The sequence below is a fragment of the uncultured Clostridium sp. genome (genome assembly GCF_947039605.1).
Taxonomy (GTDB): Bacteria; Bacillota; Clostridia; order Clostridiales; family Clostridiaceae; genus Sarcina.
Genome location: NZ_CAMQZG010000008.1, coordinates 16,379 through 35,216 on the forward strand (window position 1 = coordinate 16,379; position 18,838 = coordinate 35,216).

An 18,838-nucleotide genomic window follows, 5' to 3' on the forward strand; every position below is an offset into this window, starting at 1 on the left:
TTATACAATACTTACATACTAGCTAGATAACAAAATATTGTATATTATTTCTTTTTTCACAATATATTTTTCTTTTTTCTACATTAATATATATTTTTTTCATACTCTTAAATAATTATCATAAAAAAAGAGTTTGTTTCACAACAAACTCCCAAATTTATTCTAATTTATTCATTTCATAAACAATCTGCTGATAAATAACTTTTGTATTTCCACTATCATTAACTATATAGGTTTCCTCATCAGTTTTAATGACTATACTATGGTCACTATCACTTGTATATAACTTACACTCACCATAGCCCTCAACCTCAAAATCACCTCTATTAAAATATCCTATTCTAGCACCAAATATTTTTTTATTATCTGGTAATTCATATAACATTTTATACTCTTCTATCTCATCAAATGCTATCTTTATATTCTCAACTTCTATTCCATCACTATCTACCTCAATTTCAACACTTCCAAATGAATAAAAGCATACAAACATTATAAGTGATATTGGTAGAAGCATTGTTAAAATAGCCGCTTTACTCTCACTTTGATATGAATCTCCACTTATATCAAATCTATGTCCAACCATAAGCATATAAGCTATTATTATAAACATAAGTGCAAATGCTATAATCTCAATATTAGGATGTATTTCTCTTAAAATTAAAGTAATCGCAAATATCCCTGAAATTGCATAACAGCATATTCCCATATGCTTGCCTAATCGTTTTACATTCTCATTATCCCTTTGAGAATCTGTCATCATACTATACCCCGAAATTAAAAAATACATTTTAAATACATGTATCATTAAACCTATAACTAAAAATATAATTGAAATTAAAATCATATTTATCTTTACCCCACTTTAAAAATTAAGTTAGTAATATTGTATTATAACTCTCTTAATATAGTATTATTTATTTCTTAAATTTTTCTTAATTCTAAATTTCCACTCTTTTTCATCCTAATATTATATAATTTTTCAAAAATAAAACCTGTGGATAACTTTTCAAAAAGTTTTCCACAGGTTTTATAATATCTTTCTCTATAATTTTAACTTCTAAATAAAGCTTCTTCTCTGTTAAACATATACCTCGCAAGTACTAATGCTAAAATTATATAAATTACTGACCAAACAAATGTAAGTATCAAATGCATAGGGTCATAAATTCCAAATATAGCTTCCTTCATAACAAGAACAGCATTTAAAATTGGAATATTATAAAGAAATGCTCCCATACCACTAGCATCCATATACATTGTTCCATATGAAATTATCATAGGTGCAAATGTTAAGAATCCAAGATAAGTTTGAGCTTCCTTAAATGATTTTGCATAAACACTTATTGCAAGTTGCAGTGCACTAAAACTAAGTGTTATAAGTATCGCAAGAATTGCAATTATAACAATTGCCTCTGGTTGTAATACTATTCCTCCCTCAGTCATAAGCAAACTATTTGGAACAATCATCGACACTATAAGTCCTATAAATCCGGACAAGGTTGAAAGTATTCCCATAACTGTAATCGCCATAAGTTTTCCCATAAGAATAGATGCCCTACTTGCACTTGTACTTAAAAGTGGCTCAAGAGAACCTCTTTCTTTTTCTCCAGCTGCAAGGTCTGTAGCTGCTGCTGCTCCACCTTGAGCTGCATAAACAAGAACAAACATAGGAAGCAGCATTGCTACAAGTTGAAGTGCATGAGCTTCTTTTTCACTCTTAATTCCAACACCAATAGCATTAACACTAACAGGAGTTAGTAAACTCTCACTAACACCTAAAGATTTTAATCTTCCACCAACCTCAGCCTCATTATACTCATTAATGATACCTTCGATTTGAGCAAGAGCAATCTGTGATTTCTGACTTGTATTATCAAAATAAATATTTACCTTAGCACTTCCATCTTTATTTTTGATGTTAGCATCAAAATTTTGTGGAACATTTAGATATAAGTAAATTTGTTCATTCTGTAGAGACTGTTCTGGGTTATCAGTCTTTATAATTTGAATATTAGAATCTTGTTTTAAAACATTTTCAAGTGATGAATTTTGTTCTCCAACAATTGCTATTCTAATACCTTGCTTAACAACATTAGTATTACTAGCAGCAGAACTACCTAATATAAGCATCATTACAGGAAGTAAAAATATTGGTAATATTACAGCACTTAAAAATGCTTTTCTATCTCTAAAAAGATCTGTTATTTCCTTTTTAAAAACAATCCATGTCATATTACTCATCAGAATCACCCCCTATTAACATAATAAATAATTCTTCTAAGTTTTGCTCATTGTATTTATCTTTTAACTCCTGAATAGTACCTATTGCAACAATTTTACCCTTGCTTATAATAGCTACTCTATCACAAAGTTTTTCTACCTCATACATACTATGACTTGAAAGTATAACAGCCTTATTATCTTTTTTACAATTTAAAATAAACTTATGAACTGACCTTGTTGCTGATACATCAAGACCTGTACTTGGCTCATCAAAAAGCATAACTTTAGGATTGTGAATTATACTTCTAGCAATAGAAACTTTTTGCTTCATACCCCTAGAAAACTTTCCAGCCCTTTTATCAATATACTCTTCCATCTTAAAATCTTTTATAAGCTTATCTATATTTTTATTAATTTCTTCTTTTGTAAGACCACTAAGCTGTCCAAAATACGTAATATTTTCTCGCGCTGTAAGTCTATCATATATTCCAACTTCTCCACCAAAAAGAATCCCAATACTTTTTCTAACCGCAACTGGGTCTTTATTTACATCATTTCCATCAATAATTGCTGTACCTGCTGATGTCTTTAGCATAGTTGCTATCATCCTAAGTGTAGTTGTTTTACCAGCTCCATTCTCACCTAAAAGCCCAAGAACTTCACCCTCATCCACATTAAAACTAACATCATCTACAGCTATAAAATCTTTGAACTTTTTAGTAAGTCCTTTAACTTCCAACCCCATTAACTTTCTCCTTTTTAATTATTTAAAATAAACTTTTCTATTACTTTTGCAACACCATCATTATCATTAGTATCAGTAATATAGTTTGCAATCTCTTTTATCTTTAGATTGGCATTTCCCATAGCAACCCCAAGACCTGCAAACTCTATCATCTCATAATCATTACACTCATCACCAATTGCTATGACTTCATCTGGTGTAATACCTAATTTTTCTATTAACTCTTTTAATCCTATCCCTTTGTTACAGCTTTTATTCAGTATTTCAAAGCACATAGGCAGACTTTTAACACAATTATATTCTTCTATAATTTCCTTAGGTATAAGTTTTATTTTCTCATCTAAAATCTCTGGTTCTTCCATAAGTAATACTTTCATTATATCATCATCTGATTTTATGTCTTTACAAAAATCTACAATCTCTATTTTTGTTCCAACATGAACTCTTTCAAACTCTGTGTATTCATTCTCCTCTAACGCAACACATTTATCTAAAGTATATGCTTGTATCTTTAAACCTAATTCTTCATTTACCTTAAATATTTTATGAAGATCAGAACCTTTTATCCCTATATTAGTTATTGCTTTTTTTGTATAACAATCATAAGCTGCACCACCATTCATTGTTAGTGCATACTGTCCTTCTCTCTCTAAACCTAACTCTTTCAAATATTTTTCTATACCTGAAAACCCTCTACCAGTTGAAATAACTACCATTGCACCCTTTTCAACTGCTTCTTTAATAGCTTGTCCATTTCTCTCAGATAATTGTTTCTCACTATTTAAAAGTGTTCCATCCATATCTATTGCAACTAATTTATACATAAATAAACCTCCTAAAGTAATATTATATAACTCTCTAACCCCCATCATTATAATTGGAAAATATGTCTAAATAATATCAGATTTTCTCACAATAAAAAAGCTATACTTTTCCACATATACCATGAAAAAAGTTAAATATACTTTTCTATACAAAAAAGGGCCATCAAATTAATGATAGCTCCCTTTAAATTAATCTATATTCTATTTTATTTAAGCATTGAAACTATTTCTTCTATCTTTTTAGCTCCAAAGTAAATTTTATCATTATCAACTATAATAGCTGGTACACTCATAATATTAAATTCATCTTTAATATCTTTAAATAAAGAAATATCAATCATCTCTACTTCAATATTTTTATTTTCTACAGCTATTCTTTGAGCTCCAACAACAACCTCTGGACATATATGACAAGCTAGTGAAACTGCTACTTTAACATTAATCTTTTTATCAAGTGCTTTAATTTCACTAAGAACCCCTGCATCAATTGCTTGACCAGGACCTGCTAGATTATATATAGCAAGAAGGAATGAATTAAGCTCATGTCCACCAGGAACTCCATGGAATTTAACCCCACTATAATTCCCCTCTGAATTTAAAAGTGCCACTATAGGGAACTTATTAGCATGTACTTTTTCTTCTACTTCTTTATTCTCACCTTTTTTATAAATCTGTGCATTAAGTTTATCTCCAAGACCTGCTATATCAAGGACTAAATCCCTAAGCTCTACTGATTTTGCATCACTCTCATCAACTATTGAAACAAGAGTAACGCTACTTTCCATTCTATCAAGAACACCTTTTATTTGACCTCTTAGAGCATCATTTAAAAGAGCACTTCTTCCATTACCTGAATCTACTGATGCTTTAGATTCTTCTTTTTTAACTTCTCTTTTCACAAACTCTTTCTCTTCTTCTTTGATTCCAAGTCTATGTTTTAAATCCATAATATATTTTTCTGCATCTGTTGCTGCAATAGCACCATCAGCTACTGCTGTTATTATTTGTCTTAGATTTTTGATTCTTAAATCTCCAGCTGCATAAACTCCCGCAACATTAGTTTTCATATCATTATCTGTAACAACATAGCCTCTATCAAGCTCTATTTTACCTTTAAATAATTCAGTCGCAGGTGCATATCCTACAAATATAAACATTCCAAAACTTCCGTCTTTCTCATCTGCAAAATGTTCAGAAATTTCACCTGTAACATTATTTTTAAACTTAGCATAGTTAAGCATTTGAGCTCCATTAATTTCAAGAACTTCCATATTGAATCTAACTTCAACTTTTGGATGACTAAGAACTTTATCAGCTATTGATTTAGCACAAGTAAATTCAGGTTCTCTAGCTATTATAGTAACTTTTCTTGCATACTTAGTTAAGAACATTGCTTCCTCTGCTGCTGCAAAACCAGCTCCTACAACAAATACTTCAAGTCCTTCAAAGAATTGACCATCACAAGTTGCACAATATGCTACACCTCTACCAGTAAATTCTTTCTCACCTTTAAAACCAAGTTTTCTTGGTGATGCTCCTGTAGCAATTAAAATCGCTCTAGCTTTTATATCACCTAATGAAGTTTTTAAAGTTTTTACATCACCCTCAAGTTCAACCTCAAGAACCTCTGCAATTTTAAACTCTGTACCAAAATCTTCTGCATGAAGTCTCATATCTTCCATTAGAACTGGTCCTGTAGTTTCTCTAATTCCTGGATAGTTAACTATTTCAGCTGTTGTAGTAACCTGTCCACCAAATCTTTCTTTCTCTATAATAAGGGTACTCATTTTTGCTCTACCAGCATAAACTCCTGCTGATAATGCTGCTGGGCCACCACCTATAATTACTAAATCATATATCTTTTCCATAATTCTTACCTCCTACTAATTTACTATTTAATTCAAAATATTATCAAGCATTTCAAGCTCTTTACTTGAAAGGTTTGATAATATTTCTCAATAACATTTTAATTAAAAGGGAGCTGCCATTGACAGCCCCCTTATTAATTTTATATTTCTTAAAGTTTTCCTACTAAATCAAGACTTGGAATTAATGTATCTTCACCTGGTTGCCATTTAGCTGGACATACTTGATCTCCATGTTCTGCAACGAATTGAGCTGATTGAACTTTTCTTAATAAGTCCTTAGCATCTCTTCCTATTCCTAAATCGTTAACTTCGTAAGCTTTAATTTCTCCATCTGGATTAATTATGAATGTTCCTCTTAAAGCAAGACCTTCTTCTTCTATCATAACCTCAAAATCTCTAGCAAGAACTCCTCTTGGGTCAGCTAACATTGGGTATGTTACTTTAGCAATTTTTTCTGATGTATCAGCCCATGCTTTGTGTACGAAATGTGTATCACATGATACTGAATATATTTCACATCCTACTTTTTTAAACTCTGCATAGTGGTCTTCTAAGTCTTCTAACTCAGTTGGACATACAAATGAGAAATCTGCTGGGTAGAATACTACTGCTGACCAGTGTCCTTTTAAATTTTCTAATGAAACTTCTTTGAATTCACCTGTTTGGTAAGCTTGTACTTTAAAATCTGAAACTTTTTTATTTATTAATGACATAATTAATTCCTCCTAATTTTTCTCTCTATTTTTTTATATCTATTTTATATCTAATTTTTATATTTATTCTTATTTATTTTTAGTTTTAAATTCCGTTGATTAATTAATCAAATAATCTTTATGTACTAATAATAGTTCTTATTTAGTTTGATGTCAATACTTAATTGAAAATATCTTTCAATTAGATGTAAAATTCTTTGTTCATATATATTTCCTTTTATTATAAATATAAACTTCTATTAACAGTGTTATACATTAGAGATTATTTTATCTCAGTTAACCTAAGCTATCTTGTAAAATTCTTGATTTTTCATAATATTTATTTTTATAATTTAGTTTAGTGTGAACTACTCACCACTTAGCTAAAGCTTGAAGTGGGAGAATTCTCTCAAATTAAGTTAAAATCTTATTTACTTCTAAATATACTATTATCTTTAGAAAAATGAATAATTCTCCATAAAATTCACATTAATAAAGTATAGAATTAATTTATAATTTTATGAAATTAAATTTAACAAAACTATTTAAAAACAAAGGAGGATTATTCATATGAATAATTTTGATTTTTATAACCCAACAAAGATAATATTTGGTAAGGATAGATTAGCAGAGCTTGATAACGTAGTTCCAAAGAATGCCAGAGTTCTTATAACTTACGGTGGTGGTTCTGTTAAAAGATTCGGTACTTTAGATAAAGTTATAGCTTCACTTAAAGGTAGAAAAGTTTTTGAATTTGGTGGAATTGAGCCAAATCCACAATTTACTACATTAATGAAAGCTATAGAAATAGTTAAAAATGAAAAAATAGATTTCTTACTTGCAGTTGGTGGTGGTTCTGTTATGGACGGAACTAAGTTTATATCACTTGCTACTTGCTACGATGGAAATTCTGAAGATATATTAACAAGCCCAAATAAAAGACAATTACCATTCACAAATGCAATAGCACTTGGAACTGTTTGTACACTTCCTGCAACTGGTTCAGAAATGAATGCCGGTGGAGTTGTTTGTATAGGAGATGCTAAACTTTCATTTGGAAATCATTTAGTATTCCCTAAATTCTCATTTGTAGATCCAACTCTTACAATGACACTTCCAGATAAGCAAGTTGCTAATGGAATCATAGATACATTTATACATGTATGTGAGCAGTATGTAACTTACCCAGCTGAGGGAAGATTCCAAGATAGAACATCAGAGGGAATCCTTCAAACTCTTATAGAAGTTGGACCAAAAACTCTTGCTGACAAAGAAAATTATGATATGAGAGCAAACCTTGTTTGGTGTGCAACTATGGGACTTAATGGTCTTATAGGTTCAGGAGTACCTCAAGATTGGTCATGTCATATGATAGGACATGAACTTACAGCTATGTTTGGACTTGACCACGCTGTAACTCTTGCAATACTTCAACCAGCAATTTGGACAATAAGAAAAGATAAAAAACAACCTAAACTTGTTCAATTCGCAGAGAGAGTTTGGAATATCACAGAAGGAACAGATTCAGAAAAAGCTGACATGGCAATTGCTAAAACAAGAGCTTTCTTTGAAAGTCTTGGAGTAAAAACACACCTTTCTGATTATAATATTAAAGAAGAACAAATCGAAGATATAGTAAAAGCTTTAGAAACTCATGGAATGGTAGCTTTATCAGAAACAGGTGACTTAACACTTGAAGTAAGTAGAGAAATTCTTAAAAACGCTTTCTAATATAGCACATCTTATATAGTTTTGACTTTTGCTAAGTATATTGGTTCTTCAAATAATATATCTAGGGAGGAATTAACATTGCATTTAGAAAAAGAATTGAACGTATACCTTGCAAACCAAAGTGTACTTCATACAAAACTACATAATTTACATTGGTATGTATCAGGGGAAGGATTTTTTACAATCCACCTAAAATTAGAAGAACTCTATACAGCTATGGCTACAGAAATGGATGCTGTTGCAGAACTTCTTCTATCATCAGGTTTTAAGCCAGTAGCTTCATTAAAAGCTCAGCTTGCTATAACTACTATCAAAGAACTTGCAGATACAAAAGTTAGTGCAAGAAAAGCAATGGAAACTGTTTTAGCAGATTTTACACTAATGAAAGATGATGCTAAAAAAATAGCTACTCTTGCTGATAAAGATAAAAAACAAGCTATTGTAGACTTAATGAGTGGCTATGTTGCTGGATTTGAAAAAGATATTTGGATGCTTAATGCATACCTTGGATAAATAATTTTAAGCAGTCGTATAATTTTTATACGACTGTTTTTTATTGTATAATGTAGAAGTTATTTTAAACTTCGGAGGTAAACAAATGAAGAAGCCAGTTACTATACTTATAACAGCGCTTATATCAATAGTCCTATCTTTTGTGATATATAGATTTATGACTATAAAATTAATTGACCTTATGTACTTTAATCAAGATTATTTAATTTGGGTGTATCTAGGATTTAATATTGTCCAAGCCATCTTAACCTTTATAATTTTATTTTCTATATTAAATAGAAAAATTAATAAAATTAGTATTTTTGCTATAGGTGTACTTTATTTAATAACACTTGTTTTTGTTCTATTTGTAAGACAAAAAGGTGTACAGGGCTATGAATTTAATTTAGTTACAGACTACTATCAATGGACTGCTAATAGCACTAATATTCTTATTGCACTTATGAATGCAATATTATTCTTACCACTTGCTTATATATTTAAAAGAGCAAAATATAGCATAGGAATTATTTCAGGAATCATTATAATTACTCTATGCGAAATAGCTCAGTATATATTCTCTCTTGGTATATTTGATATTGGAGATATTGTATTAAATAGCTTTGGTTTTATTGTAGGAATTATATTATTCAAAATAATATGCCCAAGAAAAGCTTTTACATAAAAAAATCTACCTATCCTCTTCTAAGGTTAGGTAGATTTTTTTATTTTAATTATCTAATTTGTCCATTTCCATAAATAATATACTTACTTGTTGTAAGCTCTTTAAGCCCCATAGGACCTCTTGCATGAAGCTTTTGTGTACTTATTCCTATCTCTGCACCAAAACCAAACTCGCTACCATCTGTAAACCTTGTTGAAGCATTAACATAAACTGCTGCTGCATCAACTCTTTGAAGGAACTTTTCTGAGTTAAAATAGTTAGTTGTGACTATTGCTTCTGAATGTCCTGTTCCAAATTTATTTATATGTGCTATAGCATCGTCTAAACTATCAACAACTTTTACTGAAAGTATAAAATCTAAAAATTCTGTATTAAAATCTACTTCTGTTGCATCAACTATATTCTCTACTATTGCTTTAGTTCTTGCACACCCTCTAATTTCAACACCTTTATCCATTAACTCTTTTAAAGCTATTGGAAGGAATTTTTCTGCTACATCTTTATGCACAAGCATTGATTCTGCTGCATTACAAACTCCTGGTCTTGAAGTTTTAGCATTTATAATTATATTCTTTGCCATCTGCATATCACACTCTGCATCAACATATATATGACAATTTCCAGTACCAGTTTCAATAACTGGCACTGTAGCATTTTGAACTACTGCTTTTATAAGCCCAGCACCACCTCTTGGAATTAAGACATCAAGATAATCATTAAGTTTCATAAACTCACTCGCTGTTTCTCTTGAAGTATCTTCTAAAATTTGAACTGTTCCCTCTAAAAGTCCAACTTCTTTAACTGCATCTTTTATAATCTCAACTATTTTCAAGTTTGAATTTATAGCTTCTTTTCCACCTCTTAAAAGTACTGCATTACCAGTTTTCAAGCAAAGTGCCGCTGCATCAGCAGTTACATTTGGTCTTGATTCATATATTATTCCTACAACTCCAAGTGGAACTCTTTGAACTCCAATTTTAAGCTCATTCATCATCTTTTTCATAGAAGTAACTTCCCCGATTGGATCATCAAGTTTTACTATATGTCTAACACCCTCTGCCATTGCCTCGACTCTCTCTTTAGAAAGTTCAAGTCTATCAACTAAAGATTCTTTAGTTCCTTTTTCCCTTGCAACCTTAACATCTTTTTCATTCTCTACAAGAATTTCATCACATCTCTCACAAAGCTTATCTGCTATATTTAAAAGTGCCTCATTCTTTTTAGCTGTTGCTGTTATTCCAAGTTCATAAGCTGCTTCTTTTGCAAGTTTACCTTTAACTATTAATTCACTCATATTAATTCTCCTTTCTACCAATAAATAATGTTCCTACTTTTCTATCTTCAATTAAAATATCTCTAAGTATTGCAGGATTCTCACCATTTGCAAGCACCATACTAATACCTTTATTAACTACTTTTTCAGCTGCTGAAATTTTAGTTCTCATTCCACCAGTTCCAAGTGATGAACCAGCATCTCCTGCACAGCCTCTAACCTCATCAGTTATTTCCTCTATCTCATTTATAAGCTTTGCATTCTTATCTTTTCTTGGGTCCCCATTATAAAAACCATCTATATCAGATAATATAACAAGTAAATCAGCACTAGTTAAAAGTGAAACTATCGCTGATAAATTATCATTATCTCCAAAATTACATATATTCTCTATCTCATCTATAGAAACCGTATCATTCTCATTTACTATCGGAATTATTCCTTGTTCAAGCAATGTATCAAATGTATTACAAACATTATCTCTCATTCTTTCATCTTCTATAACATCTCTAGTTAAAAGAACTTGTGCAACTAAATGCCCATACTCTGCAAAAAACTTACTATATATATTCATAAGGTGACATTGACCAACAGCAGCTGCTGCTTGCTTTCCTTTAGTAGTAGTAGGCTTTTCTTTAAGACCCATTCTACTAATTCCAACTCCAACTGCCCCTGAAGAAACAAGTATCATTTCTTTCCCCATATTCTGAAGGTCAGATAAAACTCTTGCAAATTTTTCTATGCTCCCAAGATTTATATTTCCATTCTTATGTGTAAGGCTTGATGTCCCAACCTTTACAACTATTCTTTTTGCATCTTTTATGCTTACTGCCATTACTCTATTCGCCCCTTCTTATCTGTATTTTATTAATATTTATTATACCCTATATGTATTTCTTCTATCTATATAATCATACTTTAGAAAGTATAAATTTCATAATCATTAGTTACCTTTTAGTGCCTTGATAAATTTTTAGTATTAATATAAGCTATTTATAGAAGATAAATTATATACTGAAATAAAAAAACTTGGGGGTTAATATGTATAAATTAATAGCAATAGATATGGATGGAACTCTTTTAAATAGTAAGAAGGAAATCACACAAAGAACTAAAGATGCAATAAAAGCAGCAAGAGAAAAAGGTGTTTATGTAGTTTTAGCATCTGGTAGACCACTTGAAGGACTTTTAAAATCACTAGACCAATTAGAACTTATTACAAAAAATGATTATGCTTTAAGTTATAATGGATGTCTTGTGCAAAATGTAGCTACAAAAGAAGTAATCTCAGATATTACTTTAAAAGGTTCAGACCTTATAGACCTTTTAGCTCATAGTAAAGAAGTAGGAGTTAACATACATAGTTTCTCAAAAGATAGAGGACTTATAACACCTAAACATAGTAAATACACACAAGTTGAAGCTGATATAAATGATATAGATATAAATATTGTTTCTCATGATAATATAAATCCAGAAGAAACAATAGTTAAAGTTATGATGATTGATGAGCCAGAAGTTTTAGATGCTGCAATGGCTAAACTTCCAAAAGAACTTTGGGATAAATATAGTGTAGCTAAAAGCACACCTTTCTTCCTTGAATTCTTCAACAAAGAATCAAACAAAGGACTCGCACTTGATAGACTTGTAAAGCACCTTGGAATTACAAAAGAAGAGGTTATAACTATTGGAGATGCAATGAATGACTTCCCAATGATTGAATATGCAGGAATGGGAGTTGCTATGGGTAATGCAGTACCTGAAATTAAAGCTGCTTCACAGTACATCACAGATACAAACGATAATGATGGAGTTGCAAAAGCAATAGAAAAATTAGTTTTAGGATTATAATATTTAATTCTGAGTTATAAATAAAAAACCTGTGGATAACTTTTATGAAAAGTTGTCCACAGGTTTTTATTTTTTATAAATCTTTTTTTATTAAAATCACAGCTGGTAAAATAATATACGCTATTGCTGCAACTATAAATCCTAATATTGTTAATGCACTCATAGTTATCACCTCATAAACTTTCTTATAATATTGTTCCAAATCTTTTAAGATAAAGTTTCTTAGCTCCTTGTGTTAAGAAGAAGTAAGCTATTATTACAAATACTATAAATATAAAGAAGTATGGTGTAAGTTTAACCATTCCGATTGTATGTCCAAAACTTGTGTATGGTAAGAACCATCCAATAAGAAGTGAAACTACAATTGAAATATTAAGCTGCCATGATGCATTACTTTGAAGGAATGGAATTTTCTCTGTTCTAAGCATATAAAGAACTAGAACCTGAGTTGTAAATCCTTCTATAAACCATCCAGTTTGGAAAGTTGCTGCTGAAGCAATAGTAGTACATCCAAATCCAAACCACATAAGTGCAAAAGTACAAATATCAAATATTGAATTTGTAGGTCCAAATACAACCATCATCTTACCAATATCCTTAGCATCCCACTTTCTTGGTCTTGCAATAAGCTCCTCGTCTACATTATCCCAAGGTAAAAATACTTGTGTGATATCATAAACCAAGTTCTGAATTAAAAGCTCAATAGGAAGCATAGGTACAAATGGTAGGAAAATACTAGCCATAAGAACACTTATAGCATTTCCGTAATTTGAACTAGCTGTAATTTTAAGATATTTAGTAGTGTTTGCAAAAACTTTTCTTCCCTCAATAATACCTTCTTTAAGAACCATTAAATCCTTCTCTAAAAGTATTACATCGGCAGCATCTTTCGCAATATCAACTGCTGTATCAACTGAAATTCCAACATCTGCTTCTTTTAAAGCGATTGAATCATTTATTCCATCACCCATGAACCCAACTATCTTATCACCGTTTCTTAAAACTCTAACAAGTCTAGCTTTTTGAAGTGGATTAAGTTTTGCAAATATGTTTGTTTTCATAGCAACTCTAAATAATTTATCATCATCCATTTCTTCCATTTCTGGACCAAGAACAATATTAGTTATTTCAAAATTTAACTGCTCACAAACTTTTCTTGTAACAAGTTCATTGTCTCCTGTTAAGATTTTTACATCAACCCCATAATATGCAAGAGCTTTCAAAGCCTCTTGTGTGCTCTCTTTTGGTGGATCTAAAAATCCTATGAATCCAACTAAAATCATGTCGCTCTCATCTACCGGTGCAAATCTTTTTTCAGGGTCTTGGTCATTCTTAATAGAAACACCAATAACTCTCATACCTTCATTATTAAGCGCTCTGGCCTCTTTTCTAATTTTTGATAAAATCTTATCATTAATCTCAAGAATTTGACCATCAACCTCAACATATTTAGATACTGAAAGCATCTCCTCTAATGCACCTTTTGTAATAATTTTTGCTTTATCTGTAAACTCATCTTTTATTACAACTGACATTCTTCTTCTTGTAAAATCAAATGCTATTTCATCTACTTTATTAACTTTACCTTGTAACTCTTTATCAAAGTTTTTTTCTTTAGCAAGGTCCATAATAGCAAAATCTATAACATTCTGAAGTCCACTTTGAAGTGAACTATTTATAAATCCGTACTTTAGGACATTATCACATGTTTCACCATTTATATTAATATGTGCTTCAACTGCTATTTTATCATCTGTAAGTGTTCCTGTTTTATCAGTACAAAGAATTTCCATTGAACCAAAGTTTTGGATAGCACTTATTTTTTTAACAACAGTTTTCTTCTTAGACATTTTAATTGCACCTTTTGCAAGGTTTTCTGAAACTATAGTTGGAAGCATTATAGGTGTTAATCCAACTGCTACAGAGGCTGCAAACACTAATGAATTCAAGAAACTTTTTGTTTGATACCAATCAATAATAAAAACTAAAGGTACCATAATAAGCATAAACTTTAAAAGCATAGATGAAACTTTTTTAACACTTTTCTCAAAGCTTGTTTCCTCATCAATATCTGCCATTGAGCTTTGCATAGCTCCAAAATATGTGTGTTCTCCAACTCCAATAACTATTGCAGTAGCAGTACCACTAACAACATTTGTACCTAACAGACAAATGTTTTCATAATTTCCAGCCTCTTTACCTACTATATTATTCTCAACTTTCTTTTCAATTGGCTCAGATTCTCCTGTTAAAGCTGACTGACTTACAAAAAAGTTTTTACAATTTATAACTCTTAAATCTGCTGGAATAATATCTCCTGTTGTAAGTTTTATAATATCCCCTACAACTATATTAAGCATATCTACTTTTTCATATTCACCATTATTTCTTTTAATATTACAAGTAGTAGTAATAAGTTTTTTAAGTGAGTCTGCTGCTTTTTCTGACTTATATTCCTGAACAAATGAAATAATCCCACTTGTGAATATAAGAATTCCTATAATTATTACCTGTGACCAACTTTCTTGAGCTTTTGGCACAAATACAACATTAGTTAGATATGTAATAATTCCTATAATTAAAAGGACTAATACAAACGCATTCGCAAAAGATTTAAAGAGTTGTACCACTACTGGAACTTTCTTCTCTTCTTTTGTATTATTCTTTCCGTACTGACTAGCATTTTTAGAAACTTGTTCTGGCTTTAAACCATTCTCTGATGTAGTGAACTTTTCACATAGTTCTTCTTTAGATAAATTAGTGTTTCTTTGTAGATGTTTTACAACTCTATCAAAACCCTCTCTATCAAACTGTTTTTTAGCTTTATCTTTTTTCATATGCGATCCTCTCCAATCATTTTTTTTGGTTTGGTCACTTTATAAACATAAATTGAGTCTATAAAATAACAGAGGAAATGTCTGCATATAAAAACAGCCTTCTGTTCTAAAATTTAATTATTCAGTTTTAAATTTATCAATGAACCTAGGTCATTTTCATAGACATTTCATTCACATAGAATCGCTACTTCTATGCAGTTCTCTTATGAACTTCTTATGTTTTCACATAAGCGTAGACTATCTTACCACCTGCTACTATAAAAGTAGTTAGGTGTCCTCCACTTCCACTATCAATAACTTATAGTGTACTGGCATTACGCCATAGTCGTTGAAGTTTCCTCTATTCGAGGCTTACCTGCTGATTGTCTATTTTCCTTACTTAACCTATTAAGTAATTTAAGTAGTACAGATATTACTACTTTGGACTAGCACTTAGGATTTAACCATATGCTATCCAGCTAATTTTTTTTACTTTCGTAACATTCACACCTAGATATATTTCAACCTTATGTTTTAGTTTAGCTAGCTTTAAGAGTTCCCAGCAATTCAAAGGATTTTGTGTAAGTACAAAATACTTACAACTCAATGCTCTTTACGAACACGGGAGACTTACAGCTTTAATTAATTAAATTTTTGAACCTAATTAACTGCTTGCCTCCAATAAAAACTTGTGAAAATTTTACTATCGAAGTTAATTTAATAACCTTGAAAAACTTTGCTAAATGCTAAGTCACACTAAATTATACTATTCTTATCAAAATATTGAAATTGAGTGAATATAACACATTAGCATATATAACTTATTAATATTATAAATTAGAAACTCATTTTCTAATTAGATTTCTATATTTCTTTTTTTTGCCATTTAATTTCAATAAAATAGCAATTAATGAATTATATTTTTTATATTTTATCAAAAAAAATTCTCTAAATTCATTAATTTAATTTTTCTTTAAAAAAGCAAAAAATACTAGAATTGAAATCTAGTATCTTTTATGTTTATGTATTAGCAATTTTACCTCCATCTACATGAATAGTAGTCCCTGTAGTATATGAACCTGCTTGACTAGCTAAAAAGACATAAGGTTCTACAATTTCAACTGGTTGTGCAACTCTAAAGAACTCTCTATTCTCTGCAAACTTTTTAACATCCTGTGCACTAAATGATGAAACTATAAGAGGTGTCCAAACTGGTCCTGGGGCAACTGCATTAACTCTAATTCCTTTATCAGCTAAATTAAGTGCAAGTGACCTTGTAAAACTAGTCAAAGCTCCTTTTGTAGATGAATAATCTATAAGTTTTTCATTCCCTCTATACGCAACTATAGAAGTTGTATTAATTATAGAAGACCCAAGTTTCATATATGGAATAACTGCTTTTGAAAGATAAAATGCAGAAAAAATATTAGTTTTAAAAGTTTTTAAAAGTTGCTCCTTTGTAATATCACAAATATCATATTGTGGATACTGAACTGCTGCATTATTTATAAGAATATCAACTGTCCCAAACCTCTCCACACATTGATTCACTACTTCTTTACACATATCCTCTTCTGTAATATCTCCTCTAACCAAAAGACACTCTCCACCTCTACTTTTTATAATACTTTCTGACGTATAAACTCTATAATTCCTTATAAATGCTTTATAATTTTTATAGTTCTATTTCCTTTTTCATTGAATCTAGTTTCACTCTAAAGCTACTTCTATTTGATATAATTCTCCAAAGGCTTAAATTCGACCTCGTCATTGCCTACATATTAGCTTAATCTTTTAATTTGATTTTTTAAGCTAATTTATACATTGCTAAGTTAAAACTTGCATTTTTATCTCTATCCATTATAAGATTACACTTATCATTTATACATATATAAGTCCTATCTTTTAGTTGCAAGTCTTTTTTTATAGTTCCACAACAAGAACACATTTTACTGCTTGGAAAGAATCTATCTGCTTTTACAAACTCAATACCTTTCCACTTACATTTATGACTAAGAATAGTTATAAACTTATTGAAACATTGCTCTGAAATTGCTTTAGCTAAGTATTTATTTTTCATCATACCCTTAACATTTAAATCTTCTACAACAACTCTGCTAGGCTTGGTTTTCACGATAGCATTTGTGCTTTGATGTATATGATTTAATCTAATATCTGCAATTTTTTTATGAACAAGTTTAATTTCTTTTTCAAGTTTTATGATATTTTGAGTTTTAATAAGTTTTTGACCTTTTTCAAAAACTTTGCCATCCTTCAACATATCATATTTTCTTGAAACTTGTCTTTATAGTCTTTTAAGTTTCTTATTTAATCTTCTCATTTCTTTAGATTTGTTAATGTTTTTAAAAGTTTTTTCAAAATTAGAAACTATTGCTAAATTCTTAATGCCTAAATCTACTCCTACACTTTCGCCTGTTAGTTCTTCCTTTGTATTATCTTCACACTCAAAAGCAAGTGCTAAATACCAAAACTTTCCGTTATGTTTTATTCTAGGATTTAAGACTTTAATTTCATCTTTTTTATAGTTTCCAACTGGTAGTCTATCTTCATCTTTCATTTTTACATAACCTATCTTTTCTAACCTGATATAGTTATCCTCAACAACAAATTTATTGTTTAGGTGAAAGAATGAGGTTTGACATTTGCCTTTTCTTTTAAATTTAGGATAGTCAGATTCTTTTTTGAAAAATCGTTGAAACGAATCTCCTAAATCTTTAAGTGCTTGTTGTGGTATCTCCGAAGAAACTTCTTTCAACCACTTGTATTCTTCTGATTTTCTAATCTCTGTAAAGACTTTTCTTAAATTTCCTATTGATAGAGATTTTTTATTTTCTTCATAATAGTTATTTAAATAATTTAGTCCCCAATTATAAGAAAACCTAGCTACACCAGCACTTTTCCACATTAACTCTTCTTGTTTTTTAGTAGGATATAGTTTTACTTTAATTGCTTTAATCATTATTAGCCAACTCTTTAATCATAGCTTTAGTTTTCTTTGCTCTCTTTCCTTGAAGCATACAACTAAATACTGTGATTATTTGAATTAAATCTTCTACAACCTCTTGTTCCTCTAACTTTTCAGTATTATCAATAACTTCTAGTTCAACAGATTTAAAGTCACATATATTTTCTATAAGTTCAAATCCAAATCTAACTAATCTATCTTTATACAATACGACAACCTTAGAAACTTCATCTTGTAAAATAAGTTGAATTAATTGATTAAGCCCTTTTTTATCATAATTTATACCACTACCAATATCGGTTATTATCTTAAATTGATAACCTTTTGAAATTAAATAAGTTCGTACATTTTCAACTTGTCGTTCTAACGCTTCTTTCTGTTTAGCACTAGAAACCCTACAATATCCTATAACTAACCTCTCTTTATTACTAATCTCTCCATAAAACTCTTTAAGTTGTTTTTCTGTATAATATCTATATCCAGTATCAGAATCAACTACTTGTGGCTTTAACTTTCCATTTTTATCCCAGTTACGGAGTGTTTGTTGTGTTTTATTAATTTTTTTAGCAAACTGACCTATCGAATATTTTTTCATTGCGACCACCTCCTACAAATATAATAACACATCTGTATTAGAAGTCTATAAAAA

At 30.1% G+C, this 18,838-nt stretch carries 15 protein-coding genes and 1 pseudogene; 4 read left to right on the forward strand and 12 right to left on the reverse strand.

Going from position 1 to position 18,838, the window contains the following annotated elements; translation table 11 throughout:
• Positions 1-157: 157 nt before the first annotated feature.
• From Q0V24_RS04380 to ahpC, 6 genes are all read right to left on the reverse strand, one after another.
• Entirely contained in the window at positions 158-847 is a 690-nt protein-coding gene (locus Q0V24_RS04380) for a DUF3784 domain-containing protein (RefSeq protein WP_297518946.1), read from the reverse strand.
• Between the two features lie 206 nt (positions 848-1,053).
• The gene (locus Q0V24_RS04385; protein ID WP_297518948.1) at positions 1,054-2,244 is read right to left on the reverse strand and encodes an ABC transporter permease; all 1,191 of its coding nucleotides are present in this window, start codon (positions 2,242-2,244) and stop codon (positions 1,054-1,056) included.
• Complete coding sequence (locus Q0V24_RS04390) at positions 2,237-2,971, reverse strand: ATP-binding cassette domain-containing protein (RefSeq protein WP_297518950.1); 735 nt, start codon at positions 2,969-2,971, stop codon at positions 2,237-2,239. The genes Q0V24_RS04385 and Q0V24_RS04390 overlap by 8 nt, the downstream gene beginning before the upstream one ends.
• Positions 2,972-2,985: 14 nt before the next feature.
• Positions 2,986-3,795, reverse strand: coding sequence for a Cof-type HAD-IIB family hydrolase (locus tag Q0V24_RS04395; protein WP_297518952.1), 810 nt, complete (start codon positions 3,793-3,795; stop codon positions 2,986-2,988).
• A 206-nt stretch (positions 3,796-4,001) separates the two neighbouring features.
• Complete coding sequence (locus tag Q0V24_RS04400; RefSeq protein ID WP_297518954.1) at positions 4,002-5,663, reverse strand: FAD-dependent oxidoreductase; 1,662 nt, start codon at positions 5,661-5,663, stop codon at positions 4,002-4,004.
• Positions 5,664-5,812: 149 nt separating this feature from the next.
• Positions 5,813-6,376 (reverse strand): alkyl hydroperoxide reductase subunit C, encoded by a 564-nt coding sequence (ahpC, locus tag Q0V24_RS04405; RefSeq protein ID WP_297518957.1) that lies wholly within the window; start codon positions 6,374-6,376, stop codon positions 5,813-5,815.
• Between the two features lie 549 nt (positions 6,377-6,925).
• Between ahpC and Q0V24_RS04410 the strand changes: the two genes are divergently transcribed.
• The 3 genes from Q0V24_RS04410 to Q0V24_RS04420 all read left to right on the forward strand — a co-directional run bounded on the left by Q0V24_RS04410 (position 6,926) and on the right by Q0V24_RS04420 (position 9,263).
• A complete protein-coding gene (locus Q0V24_RS04410) occupies positions 6,926-8,086 on the forward strand; it encodes an iron-containing alcohol dehydrogenase (RefSeq protein WP_297518959.1) in 1,161 nt (386 codons plus the stop codon).
• A 78-nt stretch (positions 8,087-8,164) separates the two neighbouring features.
• A complete protein-coding gene (locus tag Q0V24_RS04415) occupies positions 8,165-8,599 on the forward strand; it encodes a DNA starvation/stationary phase protection protein (RefSeq protein ID WP_297518961.1) in 435 nt (144 codons plus the stop codon).
• Between the two features lie 85 nt (positions 8,600-8,684).
• Positions 8,685-9,263, forward strand: coding sequence for a VanZ family protein (locus Q0V24_RS04420; protein WP_297518963.1), 579 nt, complete (start codon positions 8,685-8,687; stop codon positions 9,261-9,263).
• Positions 9,264-9,312: 49 nt separating this feature from the next.
• On the opposite strand, the gene Q0V24_RS04425 is transcribed toward Q0V24_RS04420, so the two are convergent.
• Positions 9,313-10,557, reverse strand: coding sequence for a glutamate-5-semialdehyde dehydrogenase (locus Q0V24_RS04425; protein WP_297518965.1), 1,245 nt, complete (start codon positions 10,555-10,557; stop codon positions 9,313-9,315).
• A gap of 1 nt (position 10,558) precedes the next feature.
• Positions 10,559-11,371, reverse strand: coding sequence for a glutamate 5-kinase (gene proB, locus Q0V24_RS04430; RefSeq protein ID WP_297518967.1), 813 nt, complete (start codon positions 11,369-11,371; stop codon positions 10,559-10,561).
• A 206-nt stretch (positions 11,372-11,577) separates the two neighbouring features.
• Here proB and yidA point away from each other — a divergent pair, with 206 nt between their 5' ends.
• Entirely contained in the window at positions 11,578-12,387 is an 810-nt protein-coding gene (yidA, locus tag Q0V24_RS04435; protein WP_297518969.1) for a sugar-phosphatase, read from the forward strand.
• Positions 12,388-12,572: 185 nt separating this feature from the next.
• Here the strand turns inward: yidA and mgtA are convergent, their stop codons facing one another.
• The 4 genes and pseudogenes from mgtA to Q0V24_RS04455 all read right to left on the reverse strand — a co-directional run bounded on the left by mgtA (position 12,573) and on the right by Q0V24_RS04455 (position 18,784).
• Positions 12,573-15,224 (reverse strand): magnesium-translocating P-type ATPase, encoded by a 2,652-nt coding sequence (gene mgtA, locus Q0V24_RS04440; protein WP_297518970.1) that lies wholly within the window; start codon positions 15,222-15,224, stop codon positions 12,573-12,575.
• Positions 15,225-16,223: 999 nt separating this feature from the next.
• Entirely contained in the window at positions 16,224-16,862 is a 639-nt protein-coding gene (locus Q0V24_RS04445) for an SDR family oxidoreductase (RefSeq protein ID WP_366938273.1), read from the reverse strand.
• 148 nt (positions 16,863-17,010) lie between these two features.
• A pseudogene (locus Q0V24_RS04450) lies at positions 17,011-18,183 on the reverse strand (RNA-guided endonuclease TnpB family protein).
• Entirely contained in the window at positions 18,176-18,784 is a 609-nt protein-coding gene (locus Q0V24_RS04455; protein ID WP_297518971.1) for an IS607 family transposase, read from the reverse strand. The pseudogene Q0V24_RS04450 and the gene Q0V24_RS04455 overlap by 8 nt, the downstream one beginning before the upstream one ends.
• Positions 18,785-18,838 lie beyond the last annotated feature (54 nt).